This window comes from Pseudomonas sp. DTU12.1 (assembly GCF_009873475.1).
In the GTDB taxonomy this organism is placed as follows: domain Bacteria; phylum Pseudomonadota; class Gammaproteobacteria; order Pseudomonadales; family Pseudomonadaceae; genus Aquipseudomonas; species Aquipseudomonas proteolytica.
Window position 1 is genome coordinate 2,107,423 of record NZ_CP045254.1, and the last position, 24,755, is coordinate 2,132,177.

Below are 24,755 nucleotides of genomic sequence, written 5' to 3' on the forward strand. Positions count from 1 at the left end.
CATTGTTGCCAGCTTCAGGATTTCTGCCCGACCAGGCTATCCACCGACGGCACGCGGGTGTCGCTCTCCATTTGCGTCTCGTGCTCCAGTTGATGGCTGAAGCGGTCCAGGGAACCCTGGGCGGGCTGGGCATCGCTGGCAAATACCGGCGGGCTGAGGATGTAGGCGCCAAGCAGGCGACTCAATGCCGCCAGGCTGTCGATATGGGTCCGCTCGTAACCGTGGGTCGCATCGCAGCCAAAGGCCAGCAGCGCCGTGCGGATATCGTGCCCGGCCGTCACGGCCGAGTGGGCATCGCTGAAGTAATAGCGAAACAGATCGCGGCGTACCGGCAATTCATGGTCGGCGGCCAGGCGCAGCAGGTGACGGGACAAATGATAGTCGTAGGGCCCGCCGGAATCCTGCATCGCGACGCTCACGGCATGCTCGCTGGAGTGCTGGCCGGGGGCGACCGGTGCAATGTCGATGCCGACGAATTCACTGACATCCCAGGGTAATGCCGCCGCCGCGCCGCTGCCGGTTTCTTCGGTGATGGTGAACAGCGGGTGGCAGTCGATCAGCAACGGTTCACCGCTGTCGACGATCGCCTTGAGCGCCGCCAGCAAGGCGGCGACCCCGGCTTTGTCATCCAGGTGGCGGGCGCTGATATGGCCGCTCTCGGTGAACTCCGGCAGCGGGTCGAAGGCCACGAAGTCACCGACACTGATCCCCAGGGAGTCGCAATCGGCACGGGTGGTGCAGTAGGCATCCAGGCGCAGTTCGATATGGTCCCAACTGATCGGCATTTCATCCACGGCGGTATTGAACGCGTGCCCGGAAGCCATCAGCGGCAGGACGCTGCCGCGGATCACGCCATTGTCGGTGAACAGGCTCACGCGGCTGCCTTCGGCAAAGCGGCTGGACCAGCAGCCCACGGGGGCCAGGGTCAGGCGGCCATTGTCCTTGATCGCCCGCACGGCAGCGCCGATGGTGTCCAGGTGCGCGGAAACCGCGCGGTCCGGGCTGTTTTGCTGGCCCTTGAGGGTGGCGCGGATGGTCCCGCGACGGGTCATTTCAAAGGGGATGCCCAGTTCTTCGAGACGCTCGGCGACGTAACGCACGATGGTGTCGGTAAAGCCGGTGGGGCTGGGGATGGCGAGCATTTCCAGCAGCACTTTCTGCAGGTAGTTGAGATCCGGTTCGGGGATGGTTCGGGTCATGGAAACTCCTGATGAGTTGAGGGCATCGATGGTTTCGATGAGGGGGCTGAGGGTATTGGGTGCCTGGGCTGGCCTCATCGCGGGCAAGCCCGCTCCTACAGTTGATCGCGTACCACTGTGGGAGCGGGCTTGCCCGCGATGAGGGCCGACCAGTCAACGCCTATCTCAAGCCGTGGACTGACTATGGGGAAACAACAGATCCACGAATTTCTCCGCAGTCGGTTGCGGTTCATGATTGGCCAAGCCGGCGCGTTCATTGGCTTCGATAAATACATATTCCGGCTGGTCGGCGGCCGGCACCATCAGGTCCAGGCCCACCATGGGAATGTCGAGGGCGCGCGCGGCACGCACGGCAGCGTCCGCCAGGGTCGGGTGCAGGATCGCCGTGACATCTTCCAGGCAACCGCCGGTGTGCAGGTTGGCGGTGCGCCGCACGGCCAGCACTTCGCCGGAAGGCAAAATGCTGTCGTAGCCGTAACCCGCCGCTTTCAAGGTGCGCAGGGTTTCGTCGTCCATGGGGATGCGGCTTTCGCCATCGGTGGCCGCCTGGCGTCGGCGGCTTTGCACTTCGATCAACGCACCGACGCTGTGCTTGCCGTCACCGATCACCTGGGCCGGGCGGCGGATGGCGGCGGCCACCACTTCAAAACCAATGACCAGGATGCGCAGGTCCAGGCCTTCGTGGAAGCTCTCCAGCAATACCCGCGAGTCAAACTGGCGCGCCGCCTCGATAGCGCTTTGCACTTCTTCGATGGTCTGCAAGTCCACGGCCACGCCCTGGCCCTGTTCCCCGTCCAGGGGCTTGACCACGATGCGCTGGTGTTCGTCGAGGAACTCCAGGTTATCGTCGGCGCTGGCGGCCAGTTGCTGCGACGGCAATTTCAAACCGGCGGCGCTCAGGGTCTTGTGGGTCAGGCTCTTGTCCTGGCACAGGGTCATGCTGATGGCACTGGTCAGGTCGCTCAACGACTCGCGGCAGCGCACCCGCCGCCCGCCATGGCTGAGGGTAAACAGCCCGGCATCGGCGTCATCTACCTGCACGTCGATCCCGCGTCGGTGGGCTTCTTCGACAATGATCCGCGCATAGGGATTGAACCCCGCCTGAGGCCCCGGGCCGAGGAACAGCGGTTGGTTGATACCATTCTTGCGCTTGATCGCGAAGGTGGTGAGGGCACGAAAGCCGAGCTTGGCGTAGAGGCTTTTCGCCTGGCGATTGTCATGCAATACCGACAGGTCCAGGTAACTCAGGCCACGGCTCATAAAGTGCTCGATCAGATGGCGCACCAGCACTTCACCGACCCCCGGCCGCGAGCATTGCGGGTCTACGGCCAGGCACCAGAGGCTGCTGCCGCTTTCCGGATCGTGGAAGGCCTTTTGATGATTGAGGCCCATGACGCTGCCGATCACCGCGCCGCTGTCTTCGTCCTCGGCCAGCCAGTACACCGGGCCACCTTGATGGCGCGGGGTCAACAGGTTGGCATCCACCGGCAACATGCCGCGGCCCTGGTACAGGCGATTGACGGCCTGCCAGTCGGCTTCGCTCTGTACCCGACGAATGCGGAAGCCACGAAACACCCGGGTCGCCGGGCGGTAGTCGGTGAACCACAGGCGCAGGGTGTCGGACGGATCAAGGAACAACTGTTGCGGATCGATCCCGAGGATCTGCTGGGGCGCCGCTACATACAGGGCGATATCCCGTTCCCCCGGCTGCTCGTTGAGCAACTCCAGGGCCAGGCTCGCCGGGTCAGGGAAGGTATGGCCAATCAACAATCGGCCCCAGCCGCAATGCACGGCGATGGGTTGCGCGCTGGGTTCGCTGCCGTCTTCGGCCAGGCGCGCTTGCAAGCGCTCGTAGGAAGGCGCCTGGCCGCGCAGCAGGCGTTGGCTGTAGGCCGTGGCGTGAGGTTTCATCAATCAGAGTCCTTGTTCGCTGAGCCACAGGTTCAGCGCTGCCAATTGCCACAGCTTGGAGCCGCGCAGCGGGGTCAGTTGGCCTTGTGGATCGGTGAGCAGGCGGTCGAGCATCGCCGGGTTGAACAGGCCGCGATCCTGGCTCGGGTCCAGCAGCAGGTCACGCACCCAGTTCAGGGTGTCGCCCTGCAAGTGCTTGAGGCCGGGCACCGGGAAGTAGCCTTTCTTGCGGTCGATGACCTCACTGGGGATGACCCGGCGCGCCGCTTCCTTGAGTACTTGCTTGCCGCCGTCCGGCAGCTTGAATTTACCCGGCACTCGGGCCGACAACTCCACCAGGCGGTAGTCGAGGAACGGCGTACGGGCTTCCAGGCCCCAGGCCATGGTCATGTTGTCCACGCGCTTGACCGGGTCGTCCACCAGCATCACCGTGCTGTCCAGGCGCAGGGCCTTATCCACCGCGGCATCGGCCCCCGGCTGTGCGAAATGTTCGCGCACGAAGTCGCCGGCGGCGTCATTGGCGGTCAGCCATTGCGGCGCGACAGTGGCGGCGTAATCGTCGTAGCTGCGATCAAAAAATGCATCGCGGTAGGCGGCGTAAGGATCGCTGGCCCCGTCCACCTGCGGGTACCAGTGATAGCCGGCAAACAACTCATCGGCTCCCTGGCCGCTTTGCACTACCTTGCAATGCTTGGCCACTTCCCGGGACAGCAGGTAGAAGGCGATGCAGTCATGGCTGACCATCGGTTCGCTCATGGCGCGGAACGCGGCCGGCAGTTGCTCGATGATCTCGCTTTCGGCGATGCGCAATTGGTGATGTTGGGTGCCGTAGTGTTTGGCGATCAGGTCCGAATACTGGAATTCGTCGCCACGTTCGCCGCCGGCATCTTCAAAACCAATGGAGAAGGTCGACAAGTCCTGCACGCCCACTTCCCGCAACAGGCCCACGAGCATGCTCGAATCCACCCCGCCCGAGAGCAGCACGCCCACATCCACCGCGGCGCGTTGACGGATCGCCACGGCTTCGCGGGTGCTGTCGAGAACGCGGTCGGTCCAGTCTTCCAGGGTCAGGTTCTTTTCATCCTCATGGGGGCCGTAGGGCAGGGTCCACCAGGTTTTCTGCTCGGTGGTGCCGTTGGCATCGATACGCATCCAGCTGGCAGGCGGCAGTTTTTCGATACCCGCGAGCAACGTGCGCGGCGCGGGCACCACGGCATGGAAATTCAGGTAGTGGTTGAGCGCCACCGGGTCGAGGATCGGGTTGATATCGCCGCCCTTGAGCAGCGCTGGCAACGCCGAGGCAAAACGCAGGCGCTGGCCGGTGCGCGACAGGTACAAGGGCTTCACGCCCAGGCGGTCACGGGCGATGAACAGGCGCTGGCTGTCGCGCTCCCAGATCGCGAAGGCGAACATGCCGTTGAGCTTGGGCAGCAGTGCTTCGCCCCAGGCGTGGTAGCCCTTGAGCAGCACTTCGGTATCGCCACCGGAATAAAACGCGTAACCCAGGGCTTCAAGTTCGCTGCGCAATTCGGGGAAGTTATAGATCGCGCCGTTGAAGGCCAGGGACAGGCCCAACTGGGCATCGACCATCGGTTGGGCGGAGCCATCCGACAGGTCCATGATTTTCAGGCGCCGATGGCCCAGGGCAATCGGCCCTTGGGCATGGAAACCCCACGCGTCGGGGCCGCGAGGGGCCAAGTGATGGGTGATGCGCTCAATGGCTGCCAGGTCGGCAGGTTGGGCATCGAAACGTAACTCTCCAGCTAATCCGCACATAAATTCCTTACCGGTTTTTCCGTTGGGGAGGGATAAAAACGCACCCGTCAATACGGCGGGTACCCAGAGACTGACCCCATCCGTGTTGCGGGAGTTTTAGAACAATGCGTTATAAGGCAAATGGCCTGCGCTGATTTTGTAGTGGGTATCGCACGCCGTGGCCTGGCGTTGAAGGGCGGTATATAGATAGGCAATGACATACAAATAGTGGGCGGTTCAGCGGGCTGAACGCCCTGCTATTCGAATCGGTTTTCAGGCGCGATGGGCTTAGGGTGTGGAGCCATGTTCAACGTCATAAGGGACGTGGTAGATGACACAAACACCCGAGCAAAAACAGGCCCCCCGCGTTGTGGCGCCAGAGGAGCGGTTGCGGGCCCTGCTGGATATCACCGGCCACCTGGACAAGGCGCAGACCTTGATCGAGACGTTGCCGACGTGGTTGGAGGCGGCCACGCCCGGCGCTCTTGAAGCCCTGGAAAAGGCCCACGCGGAAAGTGAGGCACCCCGCCAGCGCGCGCGCCGGCTGCTCAACCGCGTCAAGCCCCTGGATACGTTTTGCGCCGAGCAACTCACAGCCTTTTTGGCCACCAAGGCGCTGAACACCCTGGATATCCACCACGACACACTGGAGGTACCCACACGCAACCTGAGTGGGGTCGGTCCGGATCTGGGCGGCCTGCTTATAGAAACCGTGAACCTGCAAAAGCACAGCCTGTTGCAGGCCGCCATGCAGAACTTTGCGGCGGCCAGTGCCGCACCCGGTGGCCTGCCGCAGGCCGCCGTGGTACGTGTCGGCGCAAAACGGCTGGCATCGCCGACGTTGACCGCTGCGCAGTTTGTGCAGTATTGCCGTGAGCTGGACCTGGGGGCCGCCTACCAGGCGCATATTCGCGAGATCTTCAATCTGCCCGCGCCCGAAGAAGGGCCGGTCGACCCCACGCGCGGTTACAACCCGGCACTCGCCGCGATTGGTCAATCGCGGTGCATGGACATGCAGGTTGATCTGCACATTGCCTACGCCAGGCGCGATCTCGACGAGGCCACTTACCGGCTGTTGCAGCAACTGATCTGCGCGGATTTTCCCGCGAGCGAGGTCACATCGATGTTGCTCGATGGCAAACCATTGGCCTGGCATGGGGTGAGTATCAATGAGGTTTGCATCTGGAGCGTGTTGATATTTTCCCATCACACCTACGACGCTTTTGCCAGCGGGCCGTTTCTGGTGTACATGCCCAACGAGCCGGTCAGGCCGTGGTACCGGTATGCGTCGCTGGAGGATTTCAAGCTCTACCTGACCCTCAAGCTTCAGGTGAAAAGCTACCGCCTTTTTTTTAACGGCTACCTCGACGAGGCGCAGCGCTTCGATTTTTTCCAGCGGTTCGACCGCACCCGCACCCTTTACGCCGTAGAACCGTTGCCGGTCATCGGTAACTTGTCGGCGTTTTTTTTCAGTGCCTATGTGACTAAGTTGCAACTGGACGCGCAGGTCCTGGCGGTGCCCAAGGCGCAAGTCGACGAAGAAGCCCGCCAGCAGCGCTTGCAGGACTACATGGATGTCGGCCTGACCGTACTGAACGTGGCCGGCCTGGTCGTGCCGCTGTTGGGCCAGTTGATGATGGGCGTGGCGGTCGGCCAACTGCTGGGCGAGGTGTTCGAGGGGGTTGAGGACTGGCGCCACAATGACCGTCAGGAAGCGCTGAAGCATTTGGTCAATGTCGCAGAAAACCTCGCCACCATGGCATTGTTCGCCGCCGGTGCCAGCGTAGTGGGGCGACTGCGACAGACGCAGGCCAATGCGCAGCGGTTCTTCGACGGGATGGAAGCCGTCAAGCTAGGGGATCGCAGTTCGCGCTTGTGGCGCGGTCGCCCGATGCCTTATCGCCAGGCGCTGGACATTACAGGAACGGTGGCCAGCCCCAGGGGTATCTATCAGATCCTTGGGCAGTCCTATGTCAAGGTCGAGGGCTCGCTGTACGCCATTGCCTTTGATGAGCGCACCGGTTACTGGCGGGCCTTGCACCCGCTGCGCGAGTCGGCGTATCGCCCGTTCCTGACCCACAATCGTCAGGGCGGCTGGCAGTTCACCTTTGAGCGTTTGCACGAATGGCGTGACCCCGAGTACCTGCTCAAACGCCTGGACCCCAGCCTCGCAGACCTGCCCGACGGCCATCTGAAAGATATTGCCAGCATCACCGACATGACCACGCCCCGCCTGCAACAACTGGCCCTGGAAAGCCTGCCGCTGCCGGAGCGCTTTCGGGAGTGTGCAATGCGGTTCAACCTCAATCAAAAGGTCCGGGATCTGCTCTGGCAACTGGAGCACCAGCCATCCCCGGACCCGAGCACGGCGCATACCCAGTTGCTGGCGCTGCCCATGGTCGAAGGCTGGCCCCAGGGAAGGTTTTTCGAGGTGCTGGACCGAGAGGGTGTATTGCTTGAGCGCTACCCTGACACGGCACCGTTCGACTATGAAGACCTGAGTATTCACATTACCGAACAGCAGTTGAGCGAAGGCAAGGTCATCTCCACGACGCTGGCGGCACTGGACGCCGATGAGAGCCAGCAATTGCTGGGCGGGGTGTATTCGGCGCAGGCGGCGCCCGCGGTATTGAGGCGGCGTTTGGCTGCCGCCCTCAGGCCCAATCATCGGCGGGTGTACGAAAAGCTGTACGAGGATTACGACAGGCTCGACCTGGGTGATCATGGCCTGCTCAAGCAGCACTACCCACAGTTACCGACCCGCCTGGCGTGGGAGGTCATGACTGGCATCCCGACCGAACAACGCTGGGCATTGCGGCGCACCGGGCGGATCCCGCTGCTGGTGGCGCAGCGGGCGCGGGAAACCCTGGAAACGCTGTATGAAGATCAGGCCGTGCTCGGCTTGCATCTGCCGGAGCTGGCGGATGAGGCAACGTGGCGCCTGGCGATGGGGTTGTTCGACGGGCTGCCGGGCTGGCCCGAAGATGTTTTTCTGCAATTGCGCCAAGCGTCAGCGACGGGGCGGGTGCTGGGGCAGGCGGGCAACCAGGCCGCTGTATTTACACGGACGTTGATTCATTCGGCCAAGGGTTTTGAAACCCTCGACTCACAGGGCGTAGTGTCGCGCAAGGTATTCAGCGGGCCACAGGGTTTGTATCAGGCCGTCCTCGAGAACCTGGCGCCCGCACAGCGCGCAAGGTTGCAGTTGGAGGGGAGCAGCGCCGACGTTCAGTTGCGTAATAAAGTCCTATTCAAGGCGCGGGATGAACGCAGCCAGCTTTCCCGATACCTCTGGCCTGAACGGGCCGCGCTGCCCGAGCAACCGGTAGCCTGCGTCCAGGCGATGAAGAAGGAACAGGTCAAGCATCCGCTGGAACTGGTACGCAAGGTGCGCAAGCTCTACCCGTTGTTTGATGAGGCGCGCATCGCAACCTTCCTCCAGGGGCTGGGGCCGGATCACCTGGCCCGGGCCAAGGCGGTTCGCGCGCTTGAACAGCAGTACGAGGCCCTGCGCCATGCGCTCAAGCTGTGGTGCAGCGAGACGGCTTCGCTGGAGAAGCTACCCAAACCCGTGGCGGACTATCGCTGGAGCCGCCTGCAATCGGCGCAGACGATCAAGCGCTGCTGGCAATCGGCGATGCTGCTGGCCGATGCATACGGTGAAAAGGTTCCCAGCCTGAGCCTCGATGGTATGGCCGTTGGCCCCTTGCCGACATTGCCGGCGAGCATCCGATTTGACGCCATCGAGCAACTGTCGCTCAAGCGCATGGGACTCAACGATGACGTTGCCTACTTTCTCAAGCACTTCAAAGGTCTACGTTCGCTGGAGCTGACCGGTAACGAGCTGACGCTTTTGCCCGAAGCGCTGTCCCAGATGCCTGAACTGCAACGCTTGTACTTGAACGGCAACCGCTTGCAACTCACCGAATACACACGGGCCAAGCTCGCGGATATGCGCGGGCTCAGGGTCTTGAACCTCAGCGACAACCCGTTGATCGATCCGCCGCTGGTCAGCCGGATGTTTGAGTTGCGCCATTTGGTCCTGAGCAATTGCAGGCTCAAGGATTTGCCCAGTGGTCTGCTGCGCATTCCTAATCTGGAAAGTGTTGACCTGCGTGACAATGACATCGCCCAGTTGCCCGGCTGGCTCTTCACCCAGACGCGGCAAAGGGCCGAGATGATTAACTTGCGCCACAACCCGCTGGATTCGCGCAGTCAACTGTTGTTGAGCAATTTTCGCAACAGCGTGGGGGTGGGCATGGGGTTTATCGAGGACGATATCGCCCGGCTCAACGAGCAGCGCGCCCGGGAGCTATGGTTGACGCAGGATGGGGCCAGGGGGGTGGCCGAGAAGGAGCTGGCCTGGAAGGGACTCAATGATGAACCCGGTTCCGACGGCCTGTTCAAGCTGCTGGCCGAGCTGGGGGGTACGGCCGATTCGATGCAGGTGCGTGAAGATATGGCGCGTCGGGTATGGCGGGTACTGGATGCCGCTGCCGCCGATGTGAAATTGCGCGAAGAGATTTTTGAGCGCGCCGGCACACCGTTGAATTGTGACGACGCCGCCGCAGTGAGTTTCAGCAATCTGGAAGTATTGGTTGAGGTCAACGAAGCAACCAGGCTGTTGGAAGGCGGGCAGATGAATGCCAAATCGTTGTTGCGCCTGGGCAAGGGCCTGTTCCGCCTTGAGCAACTGGAGGGCATGGCCCGCGCCCATAGCAACGAGCATCCGCTGTCGGACCCGCTGGAGGTCAGCCTTGCGTACCGTACCGGGCTGGTCGATCAGTTTTACTTGCCGGGCCAACCCCGGCACATGCGCTTTTCCCGATTGGGCGGGGTCACGCCGCAGGCGTTGCGCACTGCCGAGTCTCGGTTGCGGGCAGCCGAGTTGTCGCCGGCGCTGCAGAAGTTTCTGGTGGAGCTGCCATTCTGGGTCGGCTATCTCAAGCGCACCTTCAGTCGTGGCTTCGAGCAGGTGAACGAGCCCTACGACCAGCGCCTGCAAGCGGTGTTCGACCAGGGCCTGACCCTGGATGACGCTTCCTATCGCGACCAGATGAATGAGGTACTCAGGGAGCAGAGGCTGGCCGAACAAGCAGAGCTGGAACGCCTCACCGAGGAGGCGTTGAAATACCAAGAGTTGGTCGGCTGCGGTTTGCCGTTAGCTTGAATGCCCGGTCACATTGCTGCGCACCAATGTGCGCAGGGCAAAACGATTCGGGTGGCAGGCTTCGGCCACGCTTCGGGGCAAGGGCAGTGGCTCGTTGTCGAGCCAGGCGGCGAGTAGCTCGGCGCTCAACGGTGCGGTGATCAGCCCACGGGAGCCATGGCCGCTGTTGACGTACAGGCCGTCCAGCCACGGGCAGGCTATGTCGGGCGTCTGGCGCGCATCCTTGCGCAGGGCCGCGTAGGCCTCGGCGAAGGCCGGGCTGTCGGCCAACGGCCCGACAATCGGCAGGTAGTCCGGGCTGGTACAGCGGAACGCGGCACGGCCTTGCAGGGTGTCCGGGGCGAGGCTGGAGGCTTGCAGGCGTGCGGCCAGGTCGGGCGAGATGGCCGCAAGCAGTGCCAGGTTGCCCGCGTGGTCGGCGGCGGTGGCAGTCAAGTCGTCGCTCTTGAAATCGAAGCTGGCCCCCAGCGTGTGTTCACCCAGGCGAGGCGGGGCCACGTAGCCTTCGGCGCAAACCACGGTGGCCAGGCTTTGACTGCTGCCGGTCTGTGGCACGCGGGTGATTTGCCCGCGGATCCGTTTGAGGGGCAATTGGGCACTCGCCGCAAAGCGCTTGACCTCGGCCGCCCCGGCCAGCACCACCACCGGTGCGCTGGACAGCAACCGCTCGCCGTCAAAGGCTTGCCATTGGTCATCGACCTTGCGCAGGTCCAGGGCATCATGATGGGTCAGGATCTCGATGCCCGGCTGACGCGCCTGCCATTCGCACAATGCGGGCGGGTGGACCCAGCCGCCCTCGGGGTAGAACAAACCGCCCGACTCAAGGCCGATACCGGCCTGCGCCTGCGCCTGCTGCTGATCCAGTTGATGGACCAACTGCGGATCGAAGGCTGCTGCCAATTGCGCCTGGCGTGCGGCCTCCTTGGGGTTGAAGGCCAGTTGCAAGACCCCGCAATTGTCCCAGTCGAGCCCGCGTTGCAAATGCTGGAGCAGGCGGCGGGTATGACCAAAACCACTGACAATCATCTGCGACAGCGCGGTGCCATGGGCGGACAACTTGAGGTACAGCACACCCTGAGGATTGCCTGAGGCTTCTTGCGCCAGGCCGTCATGGCGCTCCAGCAGGCTGACCTGCCAACCCCGCGCCGCAAGGCTGGCCGCGGTGGTGCAACCGGCCATGCCGCCGCCGATGACCAGGGCCCGGCGTTCACCGCTGTGCGCCGGCGGGCGGGCGAACCAGGGCTTGATCGCTGGCGGCGCGGGTGTTTGCGACGGCCAGCCGAGGAATTCGCCACGCAGGATTTCCCACTTGTGACCGATGCCCGGCGTGCGCTTCATCTTGAACCCGGCGCCATTGAGCAGGCGCCGTACCCAGCCGGTGCTGGTGAAGGTACTGATCGTCGAGCCCGGTGCCGCGAGTCGGGCCAGTTCGGCAAACAGTTCGGCGGTCCACATGTCGGGGTTTTTCGCCGGGGCAAAGCCGTCGAGAAACCACGCATCGACCTGCGCGTCCAGTTGTGGCAGTTGCTCCAGGGCATCGCCAATCAACAGCGTCAGGGTCACGCGTCCTGCGTCCAGCACCAGGCGCTGGAAGCCCTGGTGAATGGCCACGTATTGCGCCAGCAGTTGGTCGGCCCACGGCTTGAGTTCCGGCCACAGGGCCAGGGCGCGTTGCAGGTCGGCGTAGCTCAGGGGGTACTTTTCCACACTGACAAAATGCAGGCGGGCGCCGGGCGCTGCGTGGTGGTCAAACAGCTGCCAGGCGCACAGGAAATTCAACCCGGTACCAAAGCCGGTCTCGCCGATCACCAGCCGCCCACCCTCGGGCAGTGCGGCAAAGCGCTGCTGCAGGTGGTTCTGTTCAAGGAACACATAACGGGTTTCGTCCAGGCCCGACTGGTCGGAGAAGTACACGTCGTCGAAGACCCGCGAGCGCGGGCGTCCCTGGTCGTCCCAGTCAAGCTGGGCATTTGGCGATACGGGGTTCATGGGCAACTCGGCAAAGACAAGGCGGCCATTCTAGCCGATCGCGGGAGCGCCGGCCGATCCGCGCCGGCCTGTGGTGGTAGCCCGCTGATGGTTGCACGCAAAAAACCTCTGTAAAGCACCCGCTAACGATCAACTATCTGCGTAAATTCAAAGGCTTGCGTCGGGTTATGGTGAATGGCTGATTAACGGGCAATAAAGGACATTGCGCATGCCGGACCAGGATGATTTGACCAAGACATGTACTCAATTGACGCAGCGCCAGCTACAAGCGGCGTTGCTGGAAATCACCCACGACCTGTCCAAGGCCGAGGTCCTGCAAAAGCGCCTGCCGGGCTGGATGTTGAACGCTCCCAAAGGGGTACTGGAGGCGCTGGAGCGGGAGGCCGCGCAGCTTGACGAGGCCAGGGCCGCCGTCGCGGGACGCTTGCGCCCATTGCGCTCACTGGATGAGTTTTGCAGTGCGCAGTTGAAGGCCTACTGCCAGAGGCAATGGCAGGTCACGGTCGAGCCGCACAAGGACCTGTTTGTGCGGGCCTTCTACGAATACCAGAAAGGCGTGCTGCCGCTGGAATATGTCCGCAGTGTCAAGCTGGAGCAGCAGACCCTGTTGCACATGGCCCTGCAGAACTTTACCGAGGCGGAAGCGCAAGAGGCGCATTTTGCGCCGCCGTCGCGGCTGCAATCGGGTTCAGGTCAGGGTGGGGTGATCCCTGTCTCCGTGCAGGCATTTGCCAAGGGCTGCCGGGATCTTGATGTCGGCAGTCTGTATCAGCAGCACATCAGTGACGTGTTCAACCTCGACGTTGGCGAACCCGGCGATGACGCCTATTTCAATGGCGTGGCGCTGGATATCGGTTGGATGAAAACCCTGGATCTGAAAATCGACGCGCATATTGCCTGCATGCGCGGCGATATCACCGCCGCTACCTATGGCCTGTTATGCACCCTGCTGGATCGCAAGATGGACCCCGTGCAGGCCAGGGGCCTGATGTTTCAAGGGCGCCAGGTCATCTGGCAGGGCTTGAATGCGCTGGATTGCTGCCTGTGGAGTGTGCTGGTGTTTTCTGGCCGGCCGATTGCCGATTACCCACAGGAGCCCTGTGTGGTGTACATGCCCAATGAGCCGGGGCGACCTTTTTTTGAGTACCCATCGCTCAACGACTTCAAGCTCTATCTGGATCTGAAGCTGGAAGTCAGCACCTACCGCACCTTTTTCACGGGGTACCTGGGGGAAATAGACCGGGTCGATTTTTTCCGTCGCTTTGACCAGCACCGTACCCTGGGCGTGTTGGAGGCCAAGCCCATCACCACCAGCCTGGGGCAGCACTTTTTCGCCACCTACGCGGGCAAATTGCAGATCGACGCCCGGACCCTGGCGGTCCCGGTGGCGGATGTGGATGAGCAGGTGCGCAAACAGCGTCTGCTGGACTACCTGGACGCGGGGCTGACGCTGCTCAATCTCGCCGGCTTTGTGGTCCCGGCATTGGGCCTGTTGATGACGAGCGTGGCGGTGGGGCAGATGCTCGGCGAGGTGTATGAGGGCATTGAGGATTGGCGCCGTGGCGACAAGGAGGAGGCGCTCAAGCAGTTGGTAGCCGTGGCGCAGGACATTACCTCAATGGTGTTGTTCGCTGCGGGGACCAAGGTCGTGGGCAACGTACTCAAGCGCACCCGGCAAAGCTATGCCGGTTACTTCAAGTCGCTGGAAGCGGTGCGTTCGACGGATGGACAGCCACGGCTGTGGCACCCTGACATCGGGCAGTATTCCCACGATCAACACCTGATCGACGATGTGCCTGCCGACGCCCAGGGCGTGTACAAGGTGGGCGCTGGCTCATACGTCAAAGTCGGCGACAACCTGCATCAGGTGACCTACGAGCCGCAGCAGGGTGTGTGGCGGGCCAGCCACCGTACGCGGCAGGCGGCCTATCGGCCGCCGATGGTGCACAACGGCGAGGGGGCCTGGCGTTTTTCGTTCGAGGACCCCGAGGAGTGGGAAGACCAGGACTATCTGTTTTCCCGCCTGGAGCCGAGCAGTCGCCACCCTGCGCTGGAATCGCGCAAGCTGCGGCTGGTCAAGGACATCATGGACAAGCCCCACCGCTGGGGGTATCACCTGGCGCAGGAGTGCTTGCCTTTTCCGGCACGCTTTCGTGATCTGTACGAGCGCTTCAGGCTGGAGCAGTCGATTCGCGACCTGGTCTGGCTATTGGAGCGTGGCGCTTACCTCAATGGGCCAAGTGCGACCACCCAGATGCACGCGTTGCCGCTGCTGCCGGGCTGGCCCGAGGGCCATTATTTCGAGGTGCTGGATGCCCAGGGTAGCGTTACGGCGCGTTATCCCGCCGCTGGCCCGTTTGATGCCGCCGGGCGCTTGAGCCTCTGCGAGCAGGCCGTGGCGCAGGGGCAGGTGTTTGATGTGTTGCTGTCTGGCCTGGATGCGCCACGTAAGGCCGGTCTGTTGGGCGAAGGGGTGGCCGCCAATGACGAGCACGCGGCATTGGCGCGTCAATTGCTCGCGCACCTCAAGGCTGATCGCAAACCGTTGTTTGAGCAGCTGTACCAGGCCTACGACGGGCCGGTGCCCGAGGGCGGCGCGCCGTTGCGCGAGGCCTACCCGCCATTGCCCACCCGCGTGATGCGCGAGTTGATGGCCCAGGCGTCCTCCGTGGAGCTTCAAGCCCTGCGGGACAACCAGCGGGTGCCCATGGCCCTGGCAGAGTCGGTGCGCGTGAGCCTGGAGGCACAGCGCCTGGACCGTGCCCTGGCCGGTTTCGAGCAGCCGGAGTTGGCCGGCCTGGACACCCAGTGCGTGGCGGTACGCATGCTGCCGCACCTCGACGGCTGGGACAGCACACTGCAAGTGGAGTTGCGCCAGGGTTCACCCGCCGGGCCGTTGTTGGCCCTGGGGGCGAAGGAGGGTGCGAGCGTGCGTCGGGTGGTGGTCAGCTCGGGCGCGGGATTCACGCCGTTCGATGCCCACGGGGTGAGCATGGGGGCGGCCCAGGCCGGTTCCGATGGGTTGTTCGAAGCGATCCTGCAAACGCTCTCGGCTACCCAGCGCAGCGCCCTGGAGTTGCCGTTACATCCTGGCGAAAACGCCTGGAGGCTGCGCCGCCGCCTGGCTGCCCGGGCGCAGAGCGAGCGTGTGGTGGCGGGCGAAGCTTTCTCCGATCAGGCGAGCGAGCCCCTGGCCCTGGAGGTCCCCTGTCGCATGTCTGATTCACCGGCCAGCCCGCGGCCGCTGGTGGGCAAGGTACAGAAAATTTATCCCTTGTTCAGTGATGTCCAGGCAGCCGAGTTATTGCAAAGCCTGGGGACCGACGCCCTGGCCCAAGCCAAGGCCGTCGCGCGCCTGCAGGCTGACCTGAAGCTTCTGCGCTCGATCCTCAAGCACTGGAAGAACAACCTCGGCGACCTGGCGGCGCAGCCGGGCATGGCTGATATCCGTCACAGCCGCCAGCAAGTGGCCGAGCGGATCGAAGCCTGTTGGCGCCGCCAGAGCTTTGTGCTCGATGATCACCAAGTGCCCGTGCCGGGGCTGACACTGGATGGCATGCGCGTGGGGGCATTGCCGAACCTGCCCCCCGAGATCCGCTTCGACCATGTGCGGCAACTGTCCCTGAAAAACATGCGCCTGGGCGATGACGTGGCTTATTTTCTGAAGTGCTTCAAGGGCGTGCGGCGCCTGAACCTGGACCGCAACCGCCTGACCCGCCTGCCCGAATACCTGTCGCGCATGCCCGAACTCAACAGCCTGGCCTTGCCCCACAATCAGTTGGCGCTGACTGAGTACACCCGGCGCAAGCTGGCCGACATGAGCACGTTGTGTCTGTTGGACTTGAGCCACAACCCCATCGAGTCGCATCTGGACGTAAGCAACATGCGCGACTTGCAGACCCTGTTACTGGAGGATGCCAAGCTGGTGGACCTGCCCAGCGGGATCGCACGTCTGGCCCATCTGGAACAGGTCGACCTGCGCAGTAACTGGATCACGGTGTTGCCCGACTGGTTGTTCACCTCCACACGCAGGTTCAGCCAGGCGATCAATCTGGGGGGCAACCCCTTGTCCTCGACGACGATGAGCGCCCTGATCAGTTACCGCGATGCAGTGGGAATCGGTATGGGCTATGTGGAGGACGATTCGTCACGATTCACTGAGCTGAAGGCCAGGCGCACCTGGCTGCCAGACGAGGTGGCGGCGGCCGATGCCAGCAAGCGGGCGATTTGGGCCAACCTGCGCGATGACCCGGAATCGATGCCGCTGATGGCATTGTTGGCGCAACTCTCTGGCGCCGCCGACAGCCGTTACGTGCGCGAGGACATGACCCGGCGAGTCTGGGAGGTGTTGCAGGCGACCCATGACAGCGTCGAGTTGCGCGAGCGGGTGTTCCAACTGGTGGCCCATCCGGCGAACTGTGTCGATGGCGCGACAGAGATTTTCAGCCAGGTCGAAGTGCTCAAGGCCGTGGCGAACGCCACGCGCCAGGCCAGCCGTGGGCAAGGCAACTCCGGGGTGCTGCTGAGCCTGGGGCGCGGCCTGTTTCGCCTCAGTGAACTGGAAAAGATTGCGGCGACTTACGCCACCGAACATGCCAGCGAAGACCCGCTGGAGGTGAGCCTGGCGTATCGGGTCGGCCTGGCGAAGATCCTGCAGTTGCCGGGGCAACCCAAGCACATGCGCTTCGGGTCATTGGCTGACTTGACCAGCGAGAACCTGGAGCGTGCGCATGAGCAAGTCCTGATCGCCGAGCTGTCGCCGGTGTTTTTGCGGTTTATTGCCCAACTGTCGTTCTGGAAGGCCCATCTCAAGCAGCAGTTTCCCGAGACGTTCAGGCGTGCGACCGAGCCATTTGATGGGCAGCAGCAGGCGCTTTTCGAGAACAGTCAGAACCTCACCGATGGCGAATACCTGGCGCAAATGGAAGGCCTGCGCGCGCCGCGCAGGCAGGCGATCAACGAGGTGATGGAACGCCTGACCCAGCAGATGATGAAGTATCAGGACCTGAACATCTGCCATCTGCCGGAAGACTAGCCGCCAGGGTTGCGGATTGATCCACGGCAAGGCCTATGGAATTGCTTGCCCGCCTTGCAGCCCAATCCGCTAGTCTTGATCCATCTTGGAAGGGAGTCGCCCATGTTCGAATCCGCAGAAATTGGTCACGCCGTCGATAAAGACACTTACGACGCGCAAGTCCCGGCATTGCGTGAAGCCTTGCTGGAGGCGCAGTTCGAGTTGCACCAGCAGGGACGCTTCCCGGTAATCGTCCTGATCAATGGCGTCGAAGGCGCCGGCAAGGGCGAGACGGTCAAGCTGCTCAACGAATGGATGGACCCGCGCCTGATCGAAGTGCGCACCTTCGACCAGCAGACCGACGAAGAACTGGCGCGCCCGCCGGCCTGGCGCTATTGGCGGCAATTGCCGGGCAAGGGGCGCATGGGGGTGTTCTTCGGCAACTGGTACAGCCAGATGTTGCAGGCGCGGGTCCATGGGCAGATCAAGGATGCGCGGCTGGACCAGGCCATCGCCGGGGCCGAACGCCTGGAGCAGATGCTCTGCGATGAAGGGGCGCTGATCTTCAAGTTCTGGTTCCATCTGTCCAAGAAGCAAATGAAGGCACGGCTCAAGGCCTTGCAGGACGATCCGCTGCACAGCTGGCGCATCAGCCCGCTGGACTGGCAGCAGTCCGAGACCTACGACAAGTTTGTGCATTTTGGTGAGCGCGTGCTGCGCCGCACCAGCCGGGACTACGCGCCCTGGCATGTGATCGAAGGCGTCGACGCCAATTACCGTGGGCTGACAGTGGGCAAGATCCTGCTGGAAAGCCTGCAAAATGCCCTGAAGGTGCCTAAAACCAAGGCCAGCGGTATCCAGCCGGCGCCATTGCCATCATCCGTGGACCAGATGAACCTGCTCGACAGCCTGGACATGACCCAGCGCCTGGAGAAGGACGACTACGAGGAACAACTGATTACCGAACAGGCGCGGCTTTCGGGCTTGATGCGCGACAAACGCATGCGCAAGCACGCACTGGTCACGGTTTTCGAAGGTAACGACGCGGCGGGCAAGGGCGGGGCGATCCGCCGGGTGGCGGCGGCGCTGGACCCGCGCCAATACCGCATCGTACCGATTGCCGCGCCCACCGAAGACGAACGGGCCCAGCCGTACCTGTGGCGCTTTTGGCGGCAGATCCCGGCGCGGGGCATGTTCACCGTGTTTGACCGCTCCTGGTATGGCCGCGTGCTGGTGGAGCGGATCGAAGGCTTTTGCAGCACTGCGGACTGGATGCGCGCCTACGCCGAGATCAACGATTTCGAGGAGCAACTGCGCGACGCCGGGGTGATCGTGGTCAAGTTCTGGCTGGCCATCGACAAGGACACCCAACTGGAGCGCTTCCAGGCGCGCGAACAAATCCCCTTCAAGCGCTTCAAAATCACCGAAGACGATTGGCGCAACCGCGACAAGTGGGATGCCTACCGGGCAGCGGTGGGCGACATGGTGGACCGTACCAGCACCGAGATCGCCCCCTGGACCCTGGTGGAGGCCAACGACAAGCGCTGGGCGCGGGTCAAGGTATTGCGCACCATCAACCTGGCGCTGGAAGAGGCGTTCGCCAAGTCCGATAAACACGACAAAAAGAAGAAGCATAAGTAGGCGCGAGCTTGGCTCCTACAGGGTTAGCGCCATGCTTTTGCATACGCCAGGTGAATGATCGTCGCGATCGCCTGGCGCTGGATCTATCCTCGATCTGTCTCCCAACAACGACAAGATTGAGGTAGCCCATGCGTGAAGTAGTGATCGTCGACAGCGTGCGAACCGGCCTGGCCAAGTCCTTTCGCGGCAAGTTCAACCAGACCCGCCCCGATGACATGGCCGCGCATTGCGTCAACGCCTTGCTCACCCGCAACGGCATCGACCCGGCCAGTGTCGAGGATTGCATCGTCGGCGCCGGTTCCAACGAAGGAGCCCAGGGCTACAACATCGGCCGCAACGTGGCAGTGCTGTCGCGCCTTGGCACCGGCACCGCGGGCATGACCCTCAACCGTTTCTGTTCTTCGGGGCTGCAGGCGATTGCCATCGCGGCGAACCAGATTGCCTCGGGTTGCAGCGACATCATTGTTGCCGGTGGCGTCGAATCCATCAGCCTGACCATGAAAAGCGTGAATACCGACAACCTGATCAACCCCTTGCTCAAGGAGCAGGTGCCGGGCATTTATTTCCCCATGGGCCAGACCGCCGAAATTGTCGCCCGGCGCTATAACGTCAGCCGCGAGGAGCAGGACCTGTACGCCCTGCAAAGCCAGCAGCGCACCGCCCAGGCCCAGGCTGACGGGCTGTTTGATGATGAAATCGTAGCCATGGCGGTCAAGTACAAGGTCGAGGATAAAAACACCGGCGAGGTACAGATTCTTGATGGCGTGGTCGATCGCGACGATTGCAACCGTCCAGACACCACCCTGGCCAGCCTCAGCGGGCTCAAGCCGGTGTTTGCCGAGGATGGCTCGGTGACGGCAGGCAACTCATCGCAACTGTCCGACGGCGCATCGATGACCCTGGTGATGAGCCTGGAAAAAGCCCTGGAACTGGGGCTCAAGCCCAAGGCGTTTTTCCGCGGGTTTACCGTTGCCGGTTGCGAGCCGGACGAGATGGGCATCGGCCCGGTGTTCTCGGTGCCCAAATTGCTCAAGGCCCGTGGCCTGCAGGTGGCGGACATTGACCTGTGGGAGCTCAATGAGGCGTTTGCTTCGCAGTGCCTGTATGCGCGTAATCGCCTGGAAATCGACAATGCCAGGTACAACGTCAACGGTGGTTCGATCTCCATTGGCCATCCGTTCGGCATGACCGGCTCGCGGCAGGTGGGGCATCTGGTGCGTGAACTGCAGCGGCGTGATTTGCGCTACGGCATCGTCACCATGTGCGTCGGTGGTGGGATGGGGGCGACCGGGCTGTTCGAAGCTGTGCGCTGATCTATAAAACACCGAAGATCAAATGTGGGAGCGGGCTTGCTCGCGAAAGCGGTGTGTCAGTCGATATATCCATCACTGACCCACCGCATTCGCGAGCAAGCCCGCTCCCACCGTTGATTTGTGGTGTGTCTGATAAAAAACTTCGCCAAGGTCTAAGCACATCCCCCTAGAATGCAGGTTCCTCTTCCTCTGGCTCTTGGGGCACTCATGCACATCTCTTCCGGCCGCTGGGTCTACGGTTTATCTCTGACCCTGCTGACCGCGCTGCTCTGGGGCATTCTGCCGATCAAGCTCAAGCAGGTCCTGCAGGTGATGGACCCGATCACCGTGACCTGGTTTCGCCTGATGGTGTCCGGCACTTGCCTGTTCATTTACCTGGCCGCCGTCAAGCGTCTGCCCAGCCCCAAAGTCCTGGGCAAGCGCGGTGGCTGGCTGGTGGCGATGGCGGTATGCGGCCTGGTGGGCAACTACGTGCTCTATCTGGTCGGGCTGAAGATGTTGAGCCCCGGCACCGCGCAACTGGTGGTGCAGATGGGGCCGATCTTCCTGATGATTGCCAGCGTGTTCCTGTTCAAGGAGCGTTTCAGCCTGGGGCAGGGCGTAGGCCTGCTGGTATTGATCATCGGTTTTGCGCTGTTCTTCAACCAGCGCCTGGCAGAGCTGTTGACGTCCCTGGGCACCTACACCGCCGGGGTGCTGACGATTCTGCTGGCAACCACCATCTGGGTGTTCTACGCCCTGGGCCAGAAGCAATTGTTGACGGTGTGGAATTCCCTGCAGGTCATGATGGTGATCTACCTGAGCTGCGCATTTCTGCTGCTGCCCTGGGTGCATCCCATGGAGGCGCTGCAACTGAGCCCGTTGCAAGGCTGGCTGCTGCTGGCGTGCTGTTTCAATACCCTGATTGCCTACGGCGCCTTTGCCGAGGCCTTGGCCCACTGGGAGGCTTCGCGGGTCAGCGCGACCCTGGCGATCACGCCGTTGGTGACGTTCGTGGCGGTGGCGATTGCGGCATGGCTGTGGCCCGACTATGTGCACGCCGAGCAGATCAATGGCCTGGGCTACGGTGGCGCGGTGCTGGTGGTGCTGGGATCGGCATCGGTGGCGTTGGCCCCGTCCTTGATCGCCGGGCTCAAGGCCCGGCGTGCAAGGTTGATACAACCTCTGTAGGAGAGGGGATCAGTGCCCGGCTTCGAGCATGTTTTCCGGGCGTACCCACTGGTCGAATTCGGCATCGGTGAGGTAGCCCAATTCCAGCGCCGCTTCGCGCAGGGTCAGCCCTTGGGCATAGGCTTTCTTGGCAATCTCTGCCGACTTGTCATAGCCGATATGCGGGTTCAGCGCCGTCACCAGCATCAGCCCGCGCTCCAGGTGCTCGGCCATTTGCTCGGCGTCGGGTTCAAGGCCGGCGATGCAATGTTCCTGGAAGTTGCGGCAGCCGTCGGCGAGCAAGCGGATCGACTCCAGCAGGTTGTGGATAATCACCGGCTTGTACACGTTCAACTGCAAATGCCCCTGGCTTGCGGCAATGCCGATGGTCACGTCATTGCCCAGCACCTGGCAGGCCAGCATCGACAGCGCTTCGCACTGGGTCGGGTTGACCTTGCCGGGCATGATCGAACTGCCCGGCTCATTGGCCGGCAGGCGCACTTCAGCCAGCCCGGCGCGCGGGCCCGAGCCTAGCAGGCGCAGGTCGTTGGCGATTTTCATCAAGGCCACGGCCAGGGTTTTCAAGGCGCCGGACAAAGTCGTCAGCGGCTCATGGCCCGACAGCGCGGCGAACTTGTTGGGTGCGGTGACAAACGGCAGCCCGGACAACGCGGCGATTTCTGCGGCAATGGCCTCGCCAAAGCCATGGGGCGAGTTCAGGCCGGTGCCGACCGCCGTGCCGCCTTGTGCCAGCTCGTAGACGGCGGGCAGGGCACTGCGAATGGCGCGCTCGGCATAATCGAGTTGCGCGATAAACGCCGAGACTTCCTGGCCAAAGGTGATAGGCGTGGCGTCCATCATATGGGTGCGGCCGGTCTTGACCAGCTTCATATGGCGCGCTGACAGCTCGGCCAGCCCACCGGACAGCTCACGCAGCGCCGGCAGCAACTGCTCATGCACCGCTTGTACGGTGGCAATGCTCATGGCAGTGGGGAAGCAGTCGTTGGAACTCTGGGAGCGGTTGACGTGATCGTTGGGGTGCACCGGGCTCTTGCCGCCACGGGGCTTGCCCGACAGCTCATTGGCGCGGCCGGCGATCACCTCATTGGCGTTCATGTTGCTCTGGGTGCCACTGCCGGTCTGCCAGACCACCAGCGGGAACTGGTCATCGTGCTTGCCGTCGAGCACTTCGTCAGCGGCCTGTTCGATCAGGCGGGCGATGTCGGCGGGCAGGTCGCCATTGCGATCGTTGACCCGCGCCGCGGCCTTCTTGATCAGCGCCAGGGCGTGCAGGACCGCCAGTGGCATGCGTTGCTCGCCGATGGCGAAATTGACCAGTGAACGCTGGGTCTGTGCGCCCCAGTAAGCGTCATCCGGGACTTGTACATCGCCCAGGCTGTCGGTTTCGATACGGCTCATCGCGGTGACTCTCCTTGTAGTCGGTTTGCGCAGTTTAGGCCCTGGAGGCACGCTTGGGTTCCATAAAAGCCATTTCATCGGGCAATCCCCCGCAAAACCAGGCCCTACAAGGCGTGGGGTTGAGTACCGGCGTTTTTTAGGCGCAGAATGGTCGCCCTTGGGGTCTTACCTCGCCAGCTAGAAAGGAAACTCGATGACTCGTCTTCGTGCCATCTGTACCGCGGTTGCCCTGGTATGTGCCAGCGGCCAGGTTCTTGCCGATACCGCCAGCCACAACGCCAGTGCCGAAGCCTTCCTGACCCTGGCTCACGCAGACAAGCTCGGCACCCCGGTGTACATGCAAGTGCAGCAAATGTTTGCCCAGCGTTTCGAGCAGACCAAGGCGCCTGCCGCCAAGCAAACCGTTCTGGACACCTACCAGGCCAAGGCCAACGCCGCCCTGGACCAGGCCATTGGCTGGAACAAGCTCAAGCCGGACATGGTCAAGCTGTACACCAGCAACTTCAGTGAGTCAGAACTCAAGGACCTGGTTGCCTTCTACAAATCGCCACTGGGCAAGAAAGTCCTCGAGAAAATGCCGCAACTGACCCAGCAATCGGCCCAACTGACCCAGGCCAAACTGGAAAGCGCCGTACCGGTCGTGAACAAGCTGTTGGAAGACATGACCAACGAATTGGCTCCGGCGAAAAAAGCCGCCGCGCCTGCCAAGAAGTAAGTGGAGCCAGGAATGACCATGCAACAGCGCATCGAGACGGCACTTGCCGCCCTGAGCCCGGAACACGTGAGTGTGCTGGACGAAAGCCATATGCACAGCCGTGGATTGCAGACGCACTTCAAGGCCGTGCTGGTCAGCCAGCAGTTCGACGGACTCAACCGCGTCAAGCGCCACCAGAAGGTCTACGCCACGTTGGGCGACCTGATGGGCGAGTTTCATGCGCTGGCACTGCATACCTACACGCCTGAAGAATGGGCGAAAATCGACGCAGCCCCGGCCTCGCCGACCTGCGCTGGCGGACATTGATCGGTTACGGTCAACCTCTGTAGGCGCGAGCTTGCTTGCGAAGATCGTTAACGATGACGCGCGCATTCTGAAAGCACGCGGCGTTCTCAGGTTTTTCGCGAGCAAGCTCGCTCCTACAGTTCGGGGTTTATCCCTGATAGAATCCGCAACGCGCCGCTCAGTCGGCGCGTTTTTTTTGCATCCGGTTCACCCTTTGCGAGGGTAGCCACCTGGAGAGAACACCCATGACACAACCCATCGTCGTGGCGGCACTGTATAAGTTCGTCACCCTCGAAGATTACGTCGCCCTGCGCGAGCCTCTGCTGCAAGCCATGGTCGACAACGGCATCAAGGGCACCTTGCTGATCGCCGAAGAAGGCATCAACGGCACCGTTTCCGGGAGCCGCGAAGGCATTGATGGCCTGATGACCTGGCTGAAGAACGACCCGCGTATGGTCGACATCGACCACAAAGAGTCGTACTGCGACGAGCAGCCGTTCTACCGCACCAAGGTCAAGCTGAAAAAAGAGATCGTGACCCTGGGCGTCGAAGGCGTCGACCCCAACAAGAAAGTCGGCACCTATGTTGATCCACAAGACTGGAACGCCCTGATCAGCGACCCAGAAGTGCTGTTGATCGACACCCGTAACGACTATGAAGTGTCTATCGGCACCTTTGAAGGGGCGATTGACCCGAAAACCACGAGTTTTCGCGAATTTCCCGACTATATCAAAGCCAACTTCGATCCGGCCAAGCACAAGAAAGTCGCCATGTTCTGCACCGGCGGCATTCGCTGTGAAAAGGCCTCCAGCTACATGCTCAGCGAAGGGTTCGATGAGGTCTATCACCTCAAGGGCGGCATCCTCAAATACCTCGAAGAGGTGCCCCAGGAACAAACCAAGTGGCAGGGCGACTGCTTCGTGTTCGATAACCGCGTGACCGTGCGCCACGACTTGAGCGAAGGTGACTACGATCAATGTCATGCCTGCCGCACACCGGTTAGCGTAGAGGACCGCGCATCCGAGCATTACGTGGCCGGCATCAGTTGCCCGCATTGCTGGGATAAGCTGTCCGAGAAGACCCGTCGCAGTGCGATCGACCGCCAGAAGCAGATCGAGCTGGCCAAGGCCCGCAATATGCCGCACCCGATTGGTTACAACTACAAGCAATCATCCACCGAGGCTTGAACCATGTC

General features: G+C 62.3%; 13 protein-coding genes and 1 pseudogene. 9 read left to right on the top strand and 5 right to left on the bottom strand.

Going from position 1 to position 24,755, the window contains the following annotated elements; genetic code table 11:
* Window positions 1-14 precede the first annotated feature (14 nt).
* The 3 genes from GDV60_RS09475 to GDV60_RS09485 form a co-directional block, all read right to left on the bottom strand.
* Window positions 15-1,199, bottom strand: a complete 1,185-nt coding sequence (locus tag GDV60_RS09475; protein ID WP_029298753.1) for an osmoprotectant NAGGN system M42 family peptidase — start codon at window positions 1,197-1,199, stop codon at window positions 15-17.
* Between the two features lie 165 nt (window positions 1,200-1,364).
* Window positions 1,365-3,110 carry an N-acetylglutaminylglutamine synthetase gene (ngg, locus tag GDV60_RS09480; RefSeq protein ID WP_029298751.1) on the bottom strand — a complete coding sequence of 582 codons (1,746 nt, stop codon included), beginning with the start codon at window positions 3,108-3,110 and terminating at the stop codon, window positions 1,365-1,367.
* A 3-nt stretch (window positions 3,111-3,113) separates the two neighbouring features.
* Window positions 3,114-4,886 carry an N-acetylglutaminylglutamine amidotransferase gene (locus GDV60_RS09485; RefSeq protein WP_029298748.1) on the bottom strand — a complete coding sequence of 591 codons (1,773 nt, stop codon included), beginning with the start codon at window positions 4,884-4,886 and terminating at the stop codon, window positions 3,114-3,116.
* Window positions 4,887-5,196: 310 nt separating this feature from the next.
* On the opposite strand from GDV60_RS09485, the gene GDV60_RS09490 reads away from it, so the two are divergent.
* Entirely contained in the window at window positions 5,197-10,035 is a 4,839-nt protein-coding gene (locus tag GDV60_RS09490; RefSeq protein WP_159906943.1) for an NEL-type E3 ubiquitin ligase domain-containing protein, read from the top strand.
* Here GDV60_RS09490 and mnmC read toward each other — a convergent pair.
* Window positions 10,027-12,024, bottom strand: coding sequence for a bifunctional tRNA (5-methylaminomethyl-2-thiouridine)(34)-methyltransferase MnmD/FAD-dependent 5-carboxymethylaminomethyl-2-thiouridine(34) oxidoreductase MnmC (gene mnmC, locus GDV60_RS09495; RefSeq protein WP_159906945.1), 1,998 nt, complete (start codon window positions 12,022-12,024; stop codon window positions 10,027-10,029). The genes GDV60_RS09490 and mnmC overlap by 9 nt on opposite strands.
* 208 nt (window positions 12,025-12,232) lie before the next feature.
* On the opposite strand from mnmC, the gene GDV60_RS09500 reads away from it, so the two are divergent.
* The 4 genes from GDV60_RS09500 to GDV60_RS09515 all read left to right on the top strand — a co-directional run bounded on the left by GDV60_RS09500 (window position 12,233) and on the right by GDV60_RS09515 (window position 21,162).
* Window positions 12,233-17,059 (top strand): NEL-type E3 ubiquitin ligase domain-containing protein, encoded by a 4,827-nt coding sequence (locus tag GDV60_RS09500; RefSeq protein ID WP_159906947.1) that lies wholly within the window; start codon window positions 12,233-12,235, stop codon window positions 17,057-17,059.
* Between the two features lie 102 nt (window positions 17,060-17,161).
* The gene (pap, locus tag GDV60_RS09505; RefSeq protein WP_104911955.1) at window positions 17,162-18,679 is read left to right on the top strand and encodes a polyphosphate:AMP phosphotransferase; all 1,518 of its coding nucleotides are present in this window, start codon (window positions 17,162-17,164) and stop codon (window positions 18,677-18,679) included.
* A gap of 128 nt (window positions 18,680-18,807) precedes the next feature.
* Window positions 18,808-19,992 (top strand): thiolase family protein, encoded by a 1,185-nt coding sequence (locus tag GDV60_RS09510; RefSeq protein WP_070995210.1) that lies wholly within the window; start codon window positions 18,808-18,810, stop codon window positions 19,990-19,992.
* 207 nt (window positions 19,993-20,199) lie between these two features.
* Window positions 20,200-21,162, top strand: a complete 963-nt coding sequence (locus GDV60_RS09515; RefSeq protein ID WP_070995209.1) for a DMT family transporter — start codon at window positions 20,200-20,202, stop codon at window positions 21,160-21,162.
* A 9-nt stretch (window positions 21,163-21,171) separates the two neighbouring features.
* Here GDV60_RS09515 and GDV60_RS09520 read toward each other — a convergent pair whose 3' ends face one another.
* Complete coding sequence (locus tag GDV60_RS09520) at window positions 21,172-22,560, bottom strand: class II fumarate hydratase (protein WP_159906949.1); 1,389 nt, start codon at window positions 22,558-22,560, stop codon at window positions 21,172-21,174.
* Between the two features lie 193 nt (window positions 22,561-22,753).
* Between GDV60_RS09520 and GDV60_RS09525 the strand changes: the two genes are divergently transcribed.
* The 4 genes and pseudogenes from GDV60_RS09525 (at window position 22,754) to GDV60_RS09535 (ending at window position 24,747) form a co-directional block, all read left to right on the top strand.
* Window positions 22,754-23,275, top strand: a complete 522-nt coding sequence (locus tag GDV60_RS09525; protein ID WP_029298732.1) for a DUF2059 domain-containing protein — start codon at window positions 22,754-22,756, stop codon at window positions 23,273-23,275.
* A 12-nt stretch (window positions 23,276-23,287) separates the two neighbouring features.
* Entirely contained in the window at window positions 23,288-23,581 is a 294-nt protein-coding gene (locus tag GDV60_RS09530; RefSeq protein ID WP_029298730.1) for a BolA family transcriptional regulator, read from the top strand.
* Window positions 23,577-23,702, top strand: a pseudogene (locus tag GDV60_RS26775) (outer membrane lipoprotein carrier protein LolA); the annotation flags it as partial. The gene GDV60_RS09530 and the pseudogene GDV60_RS26775, both read left to right, overlap by 5 nt.
* Before the next feature lie 103 nt (window positions 23,703-23,805).
* Window positions 23,806-24,747, top strand: a complete 942-nt coding sequence (locus tag GDV60_RS09535; protein ID WP_092235099.1) for a rhodanese-related sulfurtransferase — start codon at window positions 23,806-23,808, stop codon at window positions 24,745-24,747.
* Window positions 24,748-24,755 lie beyond the last annotated feature (8 nt).